The sequence below is a fragment of the Erythrobacter dokdonensis DSW-74 genome (assembly GCF_001677335.1).
Lineage (GTDB): Bacteria > Pseudomonadota > Alphaproteobacteria > Sphingomonadales > Sphingomonadaceae > Erythrobacter > Erythrobacter dokdonensis.
The window spans coordinates 255618-270486 of the sequence record NZ_LZYB01000002.1 but is presented as its reverse complement, the minus strand read 5'-3'; the positions used below and the strand labels follow the sequence as shown (position 1 = coordinate 270486).

Annotated in this window: 14 protein-coding genes; 8 read left to right on the top strand and 6 right to left on the bottom strand. The window is 65.5% G+C overall.

Translation table 11 applies throughout. From position 1 onward, the window contains the following. Positions 1-85 precede the first annotated feature (85 nt). From crtY to I603_RS05275, 7 genes are all read left to right on the top strand, one after another. Positions 86-1348 (top strand): lycopene beta-cyclase CrtY, encoded by a 1263-nt coding sequence (crtY, locus tag I603_RS05300; RefSeq protein ID WP_084439868.1) that lies wholly within the window; start codon positions 86-88, stop codon positions 1346-1348. Continuing rightward, on the top strand, positions 1345-2910 hold the full coding sequence (locus I603_RS05295; protein ID WP_084439866.1) for a phytoene desaturase: 1566 nt from the start codon (positions 1345-1347) through the stop codon (positions 2908-2910). The genes crtY and I603_RS05295 overlap by 4 nt, the downstream gene beginning before the upstream one ends. Beyond that, on the top strand, positions 2907-3332 hold the full coding sequence (locus I603_RS14460) for a hypothetical protein (protein WP_143736748.1): 426 nt from the start codon (positions 2907-2909) through the stop codon (positions 3330-3332). The genes I603_RS05295 and I603_RS14460 overlap by 4 nt, the downstream gene beginning before the upstream one ends. After that, the gene (locus tag I603_RS05290; protein WP_068862866.1) at positions 3329-3910 is read left to right on the top strand and encodes an LOG family protein; all 582 of its coding nucleotides are present in this window, start codon (positions 3329-3331) and stop codon (positions 3908-3910) included. The genes I603_RS14460 and I603_RS05290 overlap by 4 nt, the downstream gene beginning before the upstream one ends. Positions 3911-3920: 10 nt before the next feature. Continuing rightward, positions 3921-4898 (top strand): phytoene/squalene synthase family protein, encoded by a 978-nt coding sequence (locus tag I603_RS05285; RefSeq protein WP_068862865.1) that lies wholly within the window; start codon positions 3921-3923, stop codon positions 4896-4898. A gap of 106 nt (positions 4899-5004) precedes the next feature. Further along, complete coding sequence (locus I603_RS05280) at positions 5005-6876, top strand: acetyl/propionyl/methylcrotonyl-CoA carboxylase subunit alpha (RefSeq protein WP_068862863.1); 1872 nt, start codon at positions 5005-5007, stop codon at positions 6874-6876. 107 nt (positions 6877-6983) lie between these two features. Next, positions 6984-8537 (top strand): acyl-CoA carboxylase subunit beta, encoded by a 1554-nt coding sequence (locus tag I603_RS05275; protein WP_068862861.1) that lies wholly within the window; start codon positions 6984-6986, stop codon positions 8535-8537. A gap of 122 nt (positions 8538-8659) precedes the next feature. On the opposite strand, the gene I603_RS05270 is transcribed toward I603_RS05275, so the two are convergent. After that, positions 8660-9913 carry a multidrug effflux MFS transporter gene (locus I603_RS05270; protein ID WP_068862859.1) on the bottom strand — a complete coding sequence of 418 codons (1254 nt, stop codon included), beginning with the start codon at positions 9911-9913 and terminating at the stop codon, positions 8660-8662. 128 nt (positions 9914-10041) lie between these two features. Here I603_RS05270 and dinB point away from each other — a divergent pair, with 128 nt between their 5' ends. Further along, positions 10042-11166 carry a DNA polymerase IV gene (gene dinB / locus I603_RS05265; protein ID WP_068862857.1) on the top strand — a complete coding sequence of 375 codons (1125 nt, stop codon included), beginning with the start codon at positions 10042-10044 and terminating at the stop codon, positions 11164-11166. 6 nt (positions 11167-11172) lie between these two features. On the opposite strand, the gene I603_RS05260 is transcribed toward dinB, so the two are convergent. The 5 genes from I603_RS05260 to I603_RS05240 form a co-directional block, all read right to left on the bottom strand. Further along, the gene (locus I603_RS05260) at positions 11173-11646 is read right to left on the bottom strand and encodes an NUDIX domain-containing protein (RefSeq protein WP_068862855.1); all 474 of its coding nucleotides are present in this window, start codon (positions 11644-11646) and stop codon (positions 11173-11175) included. Further along, positions 11646-12266, bottom strand: coding sequence for a 6-phosphogluconolactonase (locus I603_RS05255; protein WP_068862853.1), 621 nt, complete (start codon positions 12264-12266; stop codon positions 11646-11648). Before I603_RS05255 ends, I603_RS05260 begins: the two co-directional genes overlap by 1 nt. Before the next feature lie 71 nt (positions 12267-12337). Then, positions 12338-12799 (bottom strand): Dps family protein, encoded by a 462-nt coding sequence (locus tag I603_RS05250; RefSeq protein ID WP_068862851.1) that lies wholly within the window; start codon positions 12797-12799, stop codon positions 12338-12340. 120 nt (positions 12800-12919) lie between these two features. After that, a complete protein-coding gene (locus I603_RS05245) occupies positions 12920-13483 on the bottom strand; it encodes a hypothetical protein (protein ID WP_068862849.1) in 564 nt (187 codons plus the stop codon). 23 nt (positions 13484-13506) lie between these two features. Further along, complete coding sequence (locus tag I603_RS05240) at positions 13507-14868, bottom strand: alkaline phosphatase PhoX (protein ID WP_068862847.1); 1362 nt, start codon at positions 14866-14868, stop codon at positions 13507-13509. Position 14869 lies beyond the last annotated feature (1 nt).

The following is a 14869-nucleotide window of genomic DNA, read 5'->3' as shown; positions in this document are numbered from 1 at the left end:
AAGGTGATGTTGCAACATGCTTTCGCTGTTTGGGTTACGGCGCAACATTGCCGTTCGGGCCGGGCTCGCCTAGGGCTGAACGCGCATGAATGATTCACTGCACCATCCCGCCCCAGACAGCATGGCTCCGCACGATATCGTCATCGTCGGCGGAGGGCTTGCGGGCGGGCTGATCGCGCTGGCGCTGCATCGCCATGCTCCCGATTGCCGCTTCCTGCTGATCGAGGCCGGACGCACGCTGGGCGGGCATCACCGCTGGAGCTGGTTCGAGACCGATCTTGCCCCGCAGGCGCGCGCCCTGATGGCGGGCTTCGACCTCAACGGCTGGGACGAAGGCTATGACATCACCTTCCCAGGCCTCGGGCGCACCCTGCCGACCTCCTACCGCTCGCTCGCCAGCGCCGAATTCCACGCGCGGCTGATGGCCGAACTGCCGCGCGAGCAGGTGATGCTGGAGACCAAGGCCGCGCAGCTCGATGCCGACGGCGTGACGCTGGCCGATGGCAGGCGGATTGACGCGCGGCGGGTAATCGACTGTCGTCCGTTCCGTGCCTCCCGGCATCTGGCGGGCGGCTGGCAGGTATTTCTCGGCCAGCATTTCGCTTGCGAGGAACCGCATGGCCTCACTCGCCCCGTGATCATGGATGCCAGCGTCGAACAGAGCGCGCCGTATGGCAACGAGGCCGCCTACCGCTTTGTCTATGTCCTGCCGCTGTCGCCGACCGAGGTCTTTGTCGAAGACACCTATTATGCCGACCAGCCGAAGATGGACGCCGAAGTGCTGAAAGGCCGGGTTGCCGCCTATGCACGGGCCAAGGGCTGGAAGGGCGAGGTGATCGATCAGGAAGCGGGCATTCTTCCCGTCGTCTCCGGCGGAAATTTCCGCGCCGCGCTGGCCGAGATCGCGATACCCGGTGTCGCACTGGCAGGCGCGCGCGGAGGCTTCTCGCATCCGCTCACCAGCTACACCCTGCCCTTTGCCGCCGACAACGCACTGGCGATCGCGCGGCTGATTGCCACCCGCCCGGGCGTTTCGGGCAACGAACTCGCCGCCTTCTGCGAACGCCGCGCCAAGCGCCACTGGCGCGCGACCGGTTATTACCGGATGCTCAGCCGCATGCTGTTCGAGGCCGCCAAGCCGGACAAGCGGGTGGTGGTGTTCGAACATTTCTATGCCTTGCGCGGCCGGCTGGTCGAACGCTTCTACGCCGGGCGCTCGACCTGGCCGGACCGGCTGCGCATCCTTAGCGGCAAGCCGCCCGTACCTATCCCGCGCGCAATCCGCGCGCTGTTTTCTTCAGGAAAACCTCTCGACACCAAGCCTCTCAACACGGAGACCCCGGCATGAACGCCGATGCGAAGCTCAACCTCTCGGGCCACAAGGGAGTGAACCCCGCCCTCGCCGAACGCTATGCAGGCCGCAGCGCCTGCGTGATCGGATCGGGCTTTGGCGGCATGGCGCTGGCCATCCGGCTGCAATCGGCCGGGATCGCCACGACCGTCATCGAAAGCCGCGACAAGCCCGGCGGGCGAGCCTATTTCTGGGAAAAGGACGGCTTCACCTTCGACGCCGGGCCGACCGTGATCACCGACCCCCCTTGCCTTGAGGAACTCTGGGCGCTGACCGGCCACGACATTTCCGAAGATGTCGAATTGATGAAGGTGATGCCCTTCTACCGCCTCAACTGGCCCGACGGCACCAATTTCGACTATTCGAACGACGAGGAAAGCCTCAACGCCGAGATCGCCAAGCTCAATCCGGCGGACGTGGCGGGCTATGCGCGCTTCCTCGAATATTCGGAACGGGTCTATAAGGAAGGCTACCTGAAGCTCGGCACCAAGCCCTTCCTCGACTTCAAGTCGATGCTGAAGGCCGCCCCTGCCCTGATCAAGGAACAGGCGTGGCGGAGTGTTTACGGCATGGTGTCGAGCTATGTCCAGAACGAGAAACTGCGCGAGGCGCTGAGCTTCCACACGCTTCTGGTCGGCGGCAACCCGATGAACACCTCGTCGATCTACGCCCTGATCCACAAGCTGGAAAAGGACGGCGGCGTATGGTGGGCGCGCGGCGGCACCAACCGGCTGATTGCAGGGATGGTGCGCCACTTCGAGCGCCTTGGCGGCACGATGCGTGTCGGCGATCCGGTGGTGCAGGTGCACACGCTCGGCACCAAGGCGACCGAGGTGGAGACCAAGAGCGGCTTCAAGCAGCGCTTCGATGCGGTGGCGAGCAACGCCGATATCATGCATTCCTACAAGGACCTGCTCTCGGGCAGCGCGCGCGGCAAGCAGATGGCGAAGTCGCTGGGCCGCAAGAGCTTCAGTCCGTCGCTCTTCGTGGTGCATTTCGGGCTGGAGGGCACCTGGCCCGGCATCCCGCACCACATGATTTTGTTCGCCAAGCGCTACAAGGGCCTGCTCGACGACATCTACAAGAACGGCGTGGTGCCGGAGGATTTCGCGATCTATCTGCATCACCCTACCGTCACCGATCCCGGCATGGCGCCCGAGGGCAAGAGCACCTTCTACGCGCTCGTGCCCGTCAGCCACATGGGCAAGATGCCGCTGGACTGGGACGAGGTTGCGCCCAAGCTCGAAAAGATGATCCTCGACGAGCTCGGCCGCCGGTTGATCCCCGATATTCACGACCGGATCGTGACCAAGTTCAGCTACGCGCCCACCGACTTCAAGGCCGACTTGAACGCCCATATGGGCAGCGCCTTCAGCCTTGAACCCGTGCTGTGGCAAAGCGCCTGGCTGCGCGGCCACAACCGCGATGACGTGATCGACAACTACTATCTCGTCGGCGCGGGCACCCACCCGGGCGCGGGGATCCCGGGCGTGGTCGGGAGCGCCAAGGCGACCGCGGGGCTGATGCTGGAGGATCTGGCGGTTAAGGGGGCGGTGTGATCGGCGCACTTCTTCTTGCTGCATCCCCTCCCGCGCAATTTGGCCTCTCACCTCTCGTCGATCCCACGCACGAGCACGACTGGCAACCGTTAGGGGAGGAAGAATCCGGCAAGGTATGGTGGGACAAGAACGCCATTGATAAGGCCAGCATTGATGGCGTTGAGTATCCAAAAATCGTATTGCGGCAGATACCCAGCAATGACCACTGGTTGAGCAAATGGTATGCCTTTGTGGACGCCGCTTGGGCTGTCGATTGCAGTACCAATCAATTGGCGCAAATGGACGAAGCTGCGAATGGAAAACGTGCTGAACCATGGGTGGGTCATGCGCCCCGGCCAAGTTTCCGATCAATACCTGAAATTGAAACGGCTGAGGTCCGATCAATGATGCGCGCTGTTTGCGGAGAAGATTGGGCTCCATGAAACGTCTCGCCGTCTATTGCGGCTCTGCTTCGCCGGAGGATCCGCGCTATATCCAACTTGCCTATGATGTTGGCGCCGAATTGGCAGCTCGGGGCATCGGGCTCGTCTATGGCGGGGGGAAGCTGGGCCTCATGGGCGCGGTCGCAAAGGGCGCGAAGGACAACGGGGGCGAGGTCATCGGCATCATTCCCGAGGCGCTGGTCAAGGCCGAAGTCGCCAACCATGATTGCGACGAGCTGATCTCCGTGAGCGGAATGCACGAGCGCAAGCAGAAGTTCACCGACCTCTCCGACGGCTTCATCACCCTTCCCGGCGGGGTCGGCACCATGGACGAGCTGTGGGAGGCGATGAGCTGGTCGCAGCTGGGATACCACTCCGATCCGGTCGGCATCCTCAACGCTTTCGGCTTTTACGACGATCTGCTGGCCTTCAACGCGAAGATGGCGGCGGTCGGATTTGTCCGGCCTGCGCACCAGAACATCCTGATCGCAGCGACCTCGATCCACGAACTGCTCGCCAAGATGGAAGCCTACCAGCCCCACACCCCGATCTTCCGCATGAAGGCCGAGGAGCTGTAAGGTCGGCGCTATGGCGGTCGATGCAGCAACCCGCGCCGCGTTGGTCGAGCATGCCCGGCTGTCGATCAAGAAGGGCTCGCAGAGCTTTTCCGCCGCCGCACGCCTGTTCGACCGCGAGACCCGCGAGCGGGCCTGGCTGCTTTACGCCTGGTGCCGCCGCGCGGACGACATTGCCGACAATCAGGATATGGGCGGGGAACTGGGTGACCAGTCCGACCTTGCCGAGCGGCTGGCGCATATCCGCCGGTTGACCGCCCTAGCCTTTGCAGGGCAGCCGACAGGCGATCCGGCCTTCGACGCCCTCGGCGTGGTCGCCGCCGAGGTGGGCCTCACCGAGCAGATGGCCGAGGATGTGATCGCCGGGTTCCAGCTCGACGCCGAGGACTGGCGCCCGCGCACCGAGGCCGACATGCTGCGCTATTGCTACCATGTCGCGGGCGCGGTCGGCGTGATGATGGCAGTGGTGATGGGCGTCTCGCCCGAGGATCAGGAGACGCTTGACCGGGCCAATGATCTCGGCCTTGCCTTCCAGCTTTCCAACATCGCGCGCGACATCGTCGAGGATGACGCGGCGGGGCGGTGCTACCTGCCGATGGAGTGGCTGGCGGAGGAGGACATCGAGCCCGGCCAGCACACCAAGCCGCACCACCGCGCAGAACTCGCCGCAATGGCCGCCCGGCTGGTGGCGCTGGTCGAAAAGCACGAGGCCGCGGCCCGGGTGGGCGCGGCCAAGCTCCCCTTCCGCAGCCGCTGGGCGGTGCTTTCGGCGGCGCGCATCTATGGCGCAATCGGGCGCAAGGTCAGGAAGCGCGGGGCCGAGGCGTGGAACAGCCGCACCTACGTGCCGCGCGGCGAAAAGGCGCTCTACGGCGTGCGCGCTTTCCTGTCGGCGGTGATCAACCGTGAGAAGATGCCGCCGGGCGGGATCGACTGGGGGATCGCGGATTATCGGCCCGCTTCCGCGCCCACTCCGCCGCCCCGGACTTGATCCGGGGCCCCACTTGTTCTGAGCGGGCACGAAGGAAGCGGGGTTCCGGCTCAGGGGCCGGGAAGACGTGGTTTCTTTTGCAACCAAGCCGGGCTAACCCTCGGCCATGATTACCAAGCTCCTGATCGCCAACCGCGGCGAGATTGCCTGCCGCATCATCCGCACCGCCCGCGCCATGGGGATTGCGACGGTCGCGGTCTATTCCGATGCCGATGCCAAGGCGCTGCACGTGCGCCAGGCCGACGAGGCGGTGCATATCGGCCCCTCGCCCGCCGCCGAAAGCTATCTGGTGGGCGCGAAGATCATCGCGGCGGCCAAGCAGACGGGCGCGGACGCGATTCATCCCGGGTATGGGTTCCTTTCCGAGAATGCCGACTTTGCGCAGGCGGTCATCGACGCAGGCCTGATTTGGGTCGGCCCCAAGCCTGCGAGCATCCGCGCGATGGGGCTGAAGGATGCGGCCAAGCAGTTGATGCGCGCAGCGGGCGTGCCGGTGACGCCGGGCTATGACGGGTCGGACCAGTCGGTCGAGCGGCTGACCAAGGAGGCCGAGGCCATCGGCTACCCCGTCCTTATCAAGGCGGTCGCGGGCGGCGGCGGCAAGGGGATGCGCAAGGTCGATGCCCCCGCCGATTTCGCTGCCGCGCTCGAAAGCTGCCGCCGTGAGGCCAAGGCCAGCTTCGGCAATGACGAGGTGCTGCTCGAAAAGTGGATCACCTCGCCCCGCCATATCGAGGTGCAGGTGTTCGGCGATAGCCACGGCAGTGTCGTCCACCTGTTCGAGCGCGACTGCTCGCTCCAGCGCCGCCACCAGAAGGTGATCGAGGAAGCCCCCGCCCCCGGCATGGACGCCGCCACCCGCGAGGCGATCTGCGCCGCCGCCGTGCGCGCGGCCAAGGCGGTCGATTACGAGGGCGCAGGCACCATCGAATTCATCGCCGATGCCAGCGAAGGCCTGCGCGCCGACCGCATCTTCTTCATGGAGATGAACACGCGGCTTCAGGTCGAGCATCCCGTCACCGAGGAGATCACCGGGGTCGATCTGGTCGAATGGCAGTTGCTGGTGGCAAGCGGGGAGCCTTTGCCCAAGCGGCAGGAGGAACTGTCGATCAACGGCCACGCGATTGAGGCCCGGCTCTATGCGGAGGACCCCGCCAAGGGGTTTCTGCCGAGCACGGGCACGCTCGAGATGTTCGCGATCGACGACGGCTATGCCCGAATCGAAACCGGTGTGGCACAGGGCGATGCGATCTCGCCCTTCTATGACCCGATGATCGCCAAGATCGTCACCCATGCCGAGACCCGCGAACAGGCGATCTGGCGCATGGAGGACTGCCTCAGCGAACAGCTCGTCTTCCCGGTCAGGACCAACGCCCCCTTCCTGCTGCGCGCCCTGCTGTCGGAAGATTTCATGGCGGCCCGGCTCGACACCGGCCTCATCGGTCGCAACCCGGAATGGGCCGATGCGGTCGCCCTTTCGCAAGCCGCGCGGGATCAGGCGGCGCACGCGATGCTGCACCGCCAGCCCTCCGATGCATCGGTTCAGACCCCCGGCTTCCGCCTCAACGCGCCCGACCGGAGCGAAGTGGCGATGATGCTTGGAAGCGAGATTGTGTCGGGAAATGCCTCAAGGCCCGCCGCCGGAGTCCTGCAACTCAATGATGGCGAGACCGTATGGCTTAACGAAGCGGGCGAAACCTTCGCCTTGCGGCCCTTCGCAGCACGCGGCACCGGCCAAGCCTCCGCCGCCGATGGCGCAATCATCGCGCCGATGCCGGGCAAGGTCATTACGGTCGATGTGGCCGAGGGTCAGGCCGTTACAGCCGGCCAGCGCCTCATGGTACTCGAGGCGATGAAGATGGAGCACGCCCTCACCGCGCCCTTCGACGGGGTGGTCGAGGGGCTGGCCGTAGACGCGGGATCGCAGGTGCAGGTCGAGGCGGTGCTGTGCAAGGTGATGCCTGCTAGCAAAGAATAGACTTGCCCACCCCCGGCCCCTCCCGCAAGCGGGAGGGGAGAAGCGAGCGCGGCCAGTCCCCCTCCCGCTTGCGGGAGGGGTTAGGGGTGGGCCCGAGGGGAGAGAGAATGACCTGGGCGAAGGAACTCGAGGAACTGCGCCGGCGCGAAGCCCTCGCGGAGCAGATGGGCGGGCCCGACAAGGTCGCGCGCCAGCATTCGCGCGGCAAGATGGACGCCCGCGCGCGGCTCGCGGCGCTCGTCGACGAAGGCTCCTTCCGCGAGATCGGCAAGATCGCAGGCTCGGCGAAGTATGACGCCAATGGCGACCTCGCCTCGGTAACCCCCGCCCCCTTCCTCTTCGGCAAGGCGCTGATCAATGGCCGCCCGGTGGTCGCCACCGCCGACGACTTCACCATTCGCGGCGGTGCGGCGGATGCGGGGATCGCGCGCAAGATGGTGCAGGCCGAACGGATGGCGCACGAGCTGAAGCTGCCCATCATCCGCATGATCGACGGCACCGGCGGCGGCGGCAGCGTGAAGACGCTCGAACAGATCGGCGCGACCTATATCCCCGCCGTGCCCGGCTGGGGCGACGTGGTGACCAATCTCGACACCGTGCCGGTGGTGGCGCTCGCTCTGGGGCCGACAGCAGGCCTCGGCGCTGCGCGGACGGTCGCCAGCCATTACTCGATCATGGTCAAGGGCCTCAGCCAGATCTTTGCCGCCGGCCCTGCCGTGGTCGATGGGCTGGGAGAAGCCTACAAGGACGGCTCCACCAGCCACGAGGAAGCGAAGGAACGCCTCGGCGGGTCGGAAATCCACACCCGCAACGGCGTGGTCGACGACGAGGTCGCCAGCGAGGCCGAAGCCTTCGCCCGCGCGCGGCATTTCCTCAGCTTCATGCCCGAATATGTCGGCCAGCCCGCCCGCCGCTCGCTTTGCACCGACCCTGTCCACCGCCGCGAAGACGCTCTGCTATCCCTCGTCCCGCGCGACCCCAAGCAGGTCTATTCGATGCGCCGCTGCATGGAGATGGTGTTCGACAGCGACACAGTGTTCGAGATCGGCAAGCATTGGGGCCGTGCAGCGATCACCGCCCTCGCCCGGCTGGATGGCTGGCCGGTGTGCGTGGTGGCCAGCGATCCGAGCTATCTGGGCGGATCGTGGGAGGCCAAGACTTCGGAGAAGGTCGAACGCTTCGTCAAACTGGCTGAGCAGTTCCGCCTGCCCATCGTCCACCTCGTCGACAACCCCGGCTTCATGATCGGGCGCGAGGCGGAGATGGCGGGGACGATCCGCTACGGCGTCAACGCGATGAACGCGATCTACCGAGCGACCGTGCCGCTCGCGAGCATCGTCATGCGCCGCGCCTATGGCATTGCGGGAAGCGCGATGAGCAATGCCGACCGCTACCAGTACCGCTATTGCTGGCCCTCGGGCGACTGGGGGAGCCTGCCGATCGCGGGCGGGCTGGAGGTTGCCTACAAGGCGGAACTGGAAGCCGCCGACGATCCCGCGGCGCTGCTGGAGGAAATCCGCGAAAGGCTGGCGAAAGTCACCTCGCCGTTCCGCAGTGCCGAGCGCTTCAATGTCGAGGATATCATCGACCCGCGCGACACCCGGCCCTTGCTGTGCGAGTTTGCCGTGCTGGCTTGGAGAAAGCTCGAAAGCGAGCGGTAGATTTCGTCATTGCGAGCCGCAGGCGAAGCAATCCATGAACCAACGCTGCTTGGCAGGACGGCGGCAGTCGATGGATTGCCGCGGCGCCTTCGACTCCTCGCAATAACGAGGGGTTGGAGGGATCAGCCCCTACCCATCCCCGCCTCGGCATCCGACGGCCCGAACAGCTTGCCCTTCTCGCTCAGCAGCACCAGCACCAGACAGATGATCCCGCTCGCCAGCAGCGCCAGCGCCAGCGGCCGTGCAGTGCCATCGAAGGCATAGCCGATCGCCCCGCCCAGCAGCGCGGCCGTGGTCATGCGGATGAAGCCGTGGACCGAACTCGCTGCGCCGGCGATGGCGAAGAAGGGGTTCATCGCGATCGCGCCGAAATTGCTGCCGATGAAGCCCAAGAGCGCCATGTTGATCGCCATCAGCGGCACGAACACCCACAGGCTTTCTTCCGGCTGGAAGGCGAAGAACACCTGGGCGGCGGCAACCGCGATAAACACGAACAGCGCGGTATGGCTCACGCGGCGGGCGCCGAAACGCTCGACGATGCGCGAGTTCGACCAGCTCGCCAGCGCCATGGATCCTGCACAGATGCCGAAAATCATCGGAAAAATATCGCCCGCGCTGAATGTCTCGGTGATCAACTGCTGCGAGGAATTGATGAAGCCGAACAGTGCGCCGAACACCAGCGCGCTGCCGAAGACGTAGCCGACCACGCTCGGCAGGGCGAGCGCGCGGGTCATGTTGACAGCGATCGTGCGCGGGATGATCGGCTGGCGATTTTCCGGGCTGAGGCTTTCGGGCAGGCGGAAATGAACCCATGCCCCCACAAACAGACCCATCACCGCCATGACCCCGAAGATCGCGCGCCAATCCGCTACCAGCAGGATAGCCTCGCCGATGCTGGGGGCGACTGCGGGGACCATCAGGAAGATCACGAAGATCAGGCTCATCATGCGCGCCATCTTGTCCCCGCCTACCCGGTCGCGGATAATCGCGGGCGGCAGGGCGATGATGCCGGCGGCAAAGAATCCCTGCGCCGCACGCACTGCGATCAGCATGTCGTAAGTCGGTGCAAGCGCGCTCAATACCGATAGAAGAATATAGACGGCAATCGCGCCCAGCAGGATCGGCCGGCGTCCGAAGCGGTCAGCCAGCGCGCCCGGCACAAGCGAACCAATGCCGGCAGTCAGCAGGTAGACTCCGATCACGAACTGGCGGGCATTGCCGTCCACCCCGAGATCGACCGCCAGTTCATCCAGCGCGGGCAGGATCGCGTCGATGCCGAAGGCATTGAGCGCCATCAGCAAGGCCATCATCCACAGGAGCTCGGTCTCTCCGAGCGCCTTGCGAAGCGGCGGGGATTGGGCAAGCGATGTGGCCATGACGGGCCCTTTGCCCACTGGTTCGCCGTTTGACCACTGTTCATTTCGCATGTGCACAAAATCGCGAGCCTGCGGGAAAGTTCCAGCAATGGTTCCTTCACAGGCGCGAAGCTTCTATTTCGGCAGGCATGGCCAACACGATGCCAACAGCCATCGACGAGGACGGTGAGACACCGGGCCTGCGCAAGATCATCCATGTCGACATGGATGCCTTCTTTGCCAGCGTCGAGCAGCGCGACAATCCCGGGCTGCGCGGAAAGCCGGTGGCCGTTGGCGGCGCGGGCGGACGCGGCGTGGTAGCCGCGGCCAGTTACGAAGCGCGAAAATTCGGAGTGCGCAGCGCGATGCCATCGGTCACGGCGCAGCGCCTTTGCCCCGATCTCGTCTTCGTGCGTCCGCGTTTCGATGCCTACAAGGAGGCCAGCCGCCAGATCCGGCGCGTGTTCGAGCATTACACGCCCATCATCGAGCCACTGAGCCTCGACGAGGCCTATCTCGACGTCACCGAAGACCGGCTCGGGATCGGCTCGGCGACCCGCATCGCACAGCTGATCCGGCAGGAAATCCGGGCCAAGACCAGTCTCACCGCGAGTGCGGGAGTGAGCTACAACAAGTTCCTCGCCAAGCTCGCGAGCGACCAGAACAAGCCCGACGGCATGTGCGTCATCCGCCCGGGCGAAGGCGCGCGGTTCGTCTCGGACCTGCCGATCCGGCGGTTCCACGGGGTCGGACCGAAGGCCGAAAGCAAGATGCACAAGCTGGGGATCGCCACCGGCGCCGATCTTGCAGCAAAGGACATCGGCTTCCTGCGCCAGCATTTCGGCAGCATGGCCGACTACCTGTTCCGTGCGGCGCGGGGGATCGACCTCAGACCCGTCGCCGCACACCGTCTGCGCAAGTCCGTGGGCGGGGAGCGCACCTTCTCCGAGGACATAGGCAGCGGCCCGGCTTTGCGAGAGACGCTGGAGACAATCATCGGCATTGTCTGGGAGCGGATCGAAGCAGCCCAGGCACGCGGGCGCACTGTGACGCTCAAGCTCAAGTTCACCGATTTCCGCATCATGACCCGCGCCGCCTCGCTGCCGCATCCGGTGACCGGCAAGGAGGAATTCGCGGCCGTCGCACGCGCGCTGCTGGAAGCGGAGCTGCCCTTGCCCGAACCGATCAGGCTCATGGGCCTGACGCTGGGCAACCTCGAAGGGCAGCAGCAAGACAGGCCGCCGCGCGACGATACGCAGCTCTCGCTGCTCTAGCGAGGGTCAGGCGTTACGCCGTCGCCGCCACGCATCGATGCGGGCACGGGTCGTTTCGCCGAGCGGTTCGGGGAGCGAATGCGACGGGAAAAAGCGTGCCTCCACCACTTCGCGTCCGTCGGGCCGGGGCCGCTGGTCACAGGTCGCGGCAAACAGGTAGGCGGTGTGGGGCGATCCGGACAATTCCTCCTCGAGCGTGGTCACGACAATGATGCGGGCGAGCTCAATACCCAGCTCCTCGCGCACCTCGCGCCGCGCCGCCGTCTCGGGGTCCTCTCCGGCAGCAAGGCCGCCACCGGGCAGGCCCCACACCTCGGGCCCGTAGGAATGTTTCAGCAGCAGAACATCACCGCCGAGATTGGTGATGACAACGCTCACCCCGGCAATCGGCGTCTTGCGCCAGCGTCGCCAATGGTGCCGAACGAGATGCGCGAGCGGCAGCAGTGCGCGGTGCAGCGGAGCGGGCAGGAACCGGGTCATCAGGTGAACACTGTCACCGGGACCTGCCGCGCCCGGGCCGCGCGCAGAATCCGCGCCACGGGAAGATCATGCGCGCCGCGCAGCGCCGCCTCGAAAACGGCCCGCTTGTCCGCTCCGCCGCCCAGCGTGAACATCAGCGTGTCGGTATCTGCGAGCGCGGGAATGGTCAGCGTAATGCGGTCGAAAGGCGCGTGGGCCGGCAACGGATCGGGGGTCAGGCGGCGCACCGCCAGCGGATCGTCGATCTGCGGATCGGTGTTGGGAAACAGCGAGGCAATATGCCCGTCAGGCCCCATTCCCAGCCACGCCAGCGTGAAATGCGGTGGGGCAGCGCCCTCCGCCAGCGCGACGATCCTTGCACCGCACGGTTCAAGCAATGCGCGGATCCTGCCCGTGTTCGATGCCTGGTGATCCTCGGGCACGATCCGGTCGTCATTGGGCCAGATTTCAATCCCGGCCCAGTCAATACTCTCGCCATGACGTTCCAGCAGCGCCTCAATGATGGGGAAGGGCGTCGAACCACCGGGGATCGTTATTGTCCCCGCACCGGCCAGACGCTCGGCAAGCCAGTCCGCAATCGCCCCGGCATCGGCACGCTCGATCATTATGGTGTCCTGCATGGACCCATGAATAGCAAACGGGCCGCCCCCGGCAATGGGGACGGCCCGGCGTGGATAGCTATGCGGGCGGATCAGGCCAGCAGCGACTTGAGGAACCACACGCGCTGTTCGGTCATGTCGGTCCAGTCGTCGATCAGCCCGTCGGTGGCATTGTCACCCGCCTGTTCGGCCAGCGGCTTCATGCCCTTGAGACGGTCGACCACGGCTGCGTTATCATCACGCAGTTCGGCAATCATGTCCTCGGCGGCGAGCGAGGTGCTGTCCTGATCCCTGATCTTCGTGTGCTGTGCCACCGAGCCCACCGAGGTCAGCGTCTCGGCATCGAGCTTGCGCACGCGCTCGGCAATGAGGTCGATCTGGTCGCGAATCTCGAGCGCCTGTTCATCGAACAAGAGGTGCAGGTCGCGAAAACGCGGACCCTTTACATGCCAATGAAAGTTCTTGGTCTTGATGAAAAGCGAGAAATGATCTGCCAAAAGTCCGTTAAGTTCGGCAACCAGAGCGGCTTTCGAATTGGTGTTGGCGTTAGCCATGGCGGTCTCCTTTATTGTTGGGCAGGATGGCTTTTCTGCCTTCGATACGTTCATCATTATAACGGATGAGAACAGCTTTCGTTTCGGAATAATCGAATTCGCAATAATCGAACAAGTCGATTAAAGCGTGGCGTAACGAGCGTTCAATCCGATGAAGAGCGCCGCAAGAATGAGGCAGGCCGCCAGGCCACGACGCAGCAGCTGGAGCGGCCAGCGGGCAAGCCCGGCAGCACCGAAAGACCAGCCCAGCGCAATCGCTCCGCCTCCGCCCAGCGCGCCGCCGAGTGCGGCGGTGGCCGGCAGGCTGGCACCGGCAGCAAAGGCGAACACGGCAAAGCGGGCTCCATCGCCCAACTGCCGTGCGGCCAGCACGATGGCGATGGCGCCGAGCGAGCGGGTCGGCTCGTATGGTGCATCCGCCTTGACCGGCCAGGCGAGTTCGGCGGCTGCAATCGCCAGCGCGAAGGCGACCAGCATCTGTGCCGCACGCGGCGGGAGGATGGCGGCGAATTGCGCACCGACCCAGGCCATGAATGCAGCCGTCAGCGCCGACGATGCAAGGCCTACCAGCAGCAGTAGCTGACTGCGCCCGAGCGCATCGGCCCAGCGCGCTACCAGCCACTGGTCGCGCCCGCCCAGCGCCAGCACGAAGGCCAGCAGCAGCGAGAAGAGAAAGCTGTCCAAGGCGCCCCCGCCCCCTTAGCGCTTCAAGCTGCCCAGGGCCCCGTTATCGCCAGTGTGGCGGTAGGCGAATAGACGTTGACGAACAGCCACTTGCCATCGGGCGAGAAGCAGGCACCCGCAAGCTCGGTCTGCGTCGTCAACCGCGCCACATCATAGGCGCTACCCTGCGGCGTGATGCCGCGGATATGGTTGTCGACCACGTCGGTATACTGGTCCTCGCACACGATCAGGTGGCCATTGGGCGCGACGCAAAGGTTATCGCCATAATTGAACTGAGCGGTGCTTTCGCTTTCGAAAAACAGCTCGACCATGTCGGGCGAGCCTGCAAGCCCGGGGGTGAGCTTCAGGATCTGGCCCAGCTGCTTGGCCCCGCCGCTGGTGCAGCAGGCGAAGATCGCGCTCTCGCCCATATGCAGGCCCTCCCCGCGCGCGACCAGCGCCGCGCCCTTGGCCGCCGCGCGCTGGCGCAGGTCGTCCTTGGGCGCCTCGACATTGTCGAGATCGACCCAGCTGACGCGATAGCGCTTGCCGACCGGCATGGCCGGGCTGTTCCAGTTGCGGGTATCGGCCAGACCTTCGATCACCATCGCCTGCAAGCGTCCGCCCTCGGCCAGCTTGCCCGGCACCTTGGGCAGGAAGCGGTAAAGCACGGAATCGTCGCGGTCCTCGGTCATGTAAACGATGCCGGTGGCCGGATCGACCGCGGCGGCCTCGTGGTTGAAGCGGCCCATCGCGGTGAGCGGCACCGGATCGACCAGCCCGCGCGCAGAGGCAGGCACCTCGAACACCCAGCCATGGTTGCGTTCGAGCCCGTCGCCATAGCGCTGGCCCGGCCCGGTCGGGGCTTCCTCGCAAGACAGCCAGCTGCCCCACGGCGTCACCCCGCCCGCGCAGTTGCGGATCGTCCCGCCAAGGCTGCGGAACTGGCGCTTCACGGCAAGGGTCTCGGCGTCGAGCACAATGGTGGTGGTACCGCCCGGCACATAGACGCCATTGCGCTTGCCGAAGCCCTTGGCGATCGGCCCGCCTGCATCGTGCTGGGGCTGCAATTCATGATTGCGCACCAACGCGATTTCACCGCCGCCAAGATCGAAACAGCCCATTCCGTCGGCCCGGTCGGGCACGGTGCCGCCATCATCCATGCCGTCCCCCAGCCGCGAGATCACGCGGTAGGAAAACCCCGGCGGCAGGTCGATCAGGCCCGCAGGGTCCGGCGCCAGCGCGCCATATCCGGCAAAGCTCGCAGGCTGGCGTGCCCGGCCGGGCGCACCGTCGGCACCGCGGGTGCGGATCGTGCAGCCTGATGCGGCAAGCGCGGCGAAAGCGGAGGCGGTGGCGCCGAGGAAGCGGCGACGGTCCGAGCTGCTGATTGCGGAGAGGTTCATG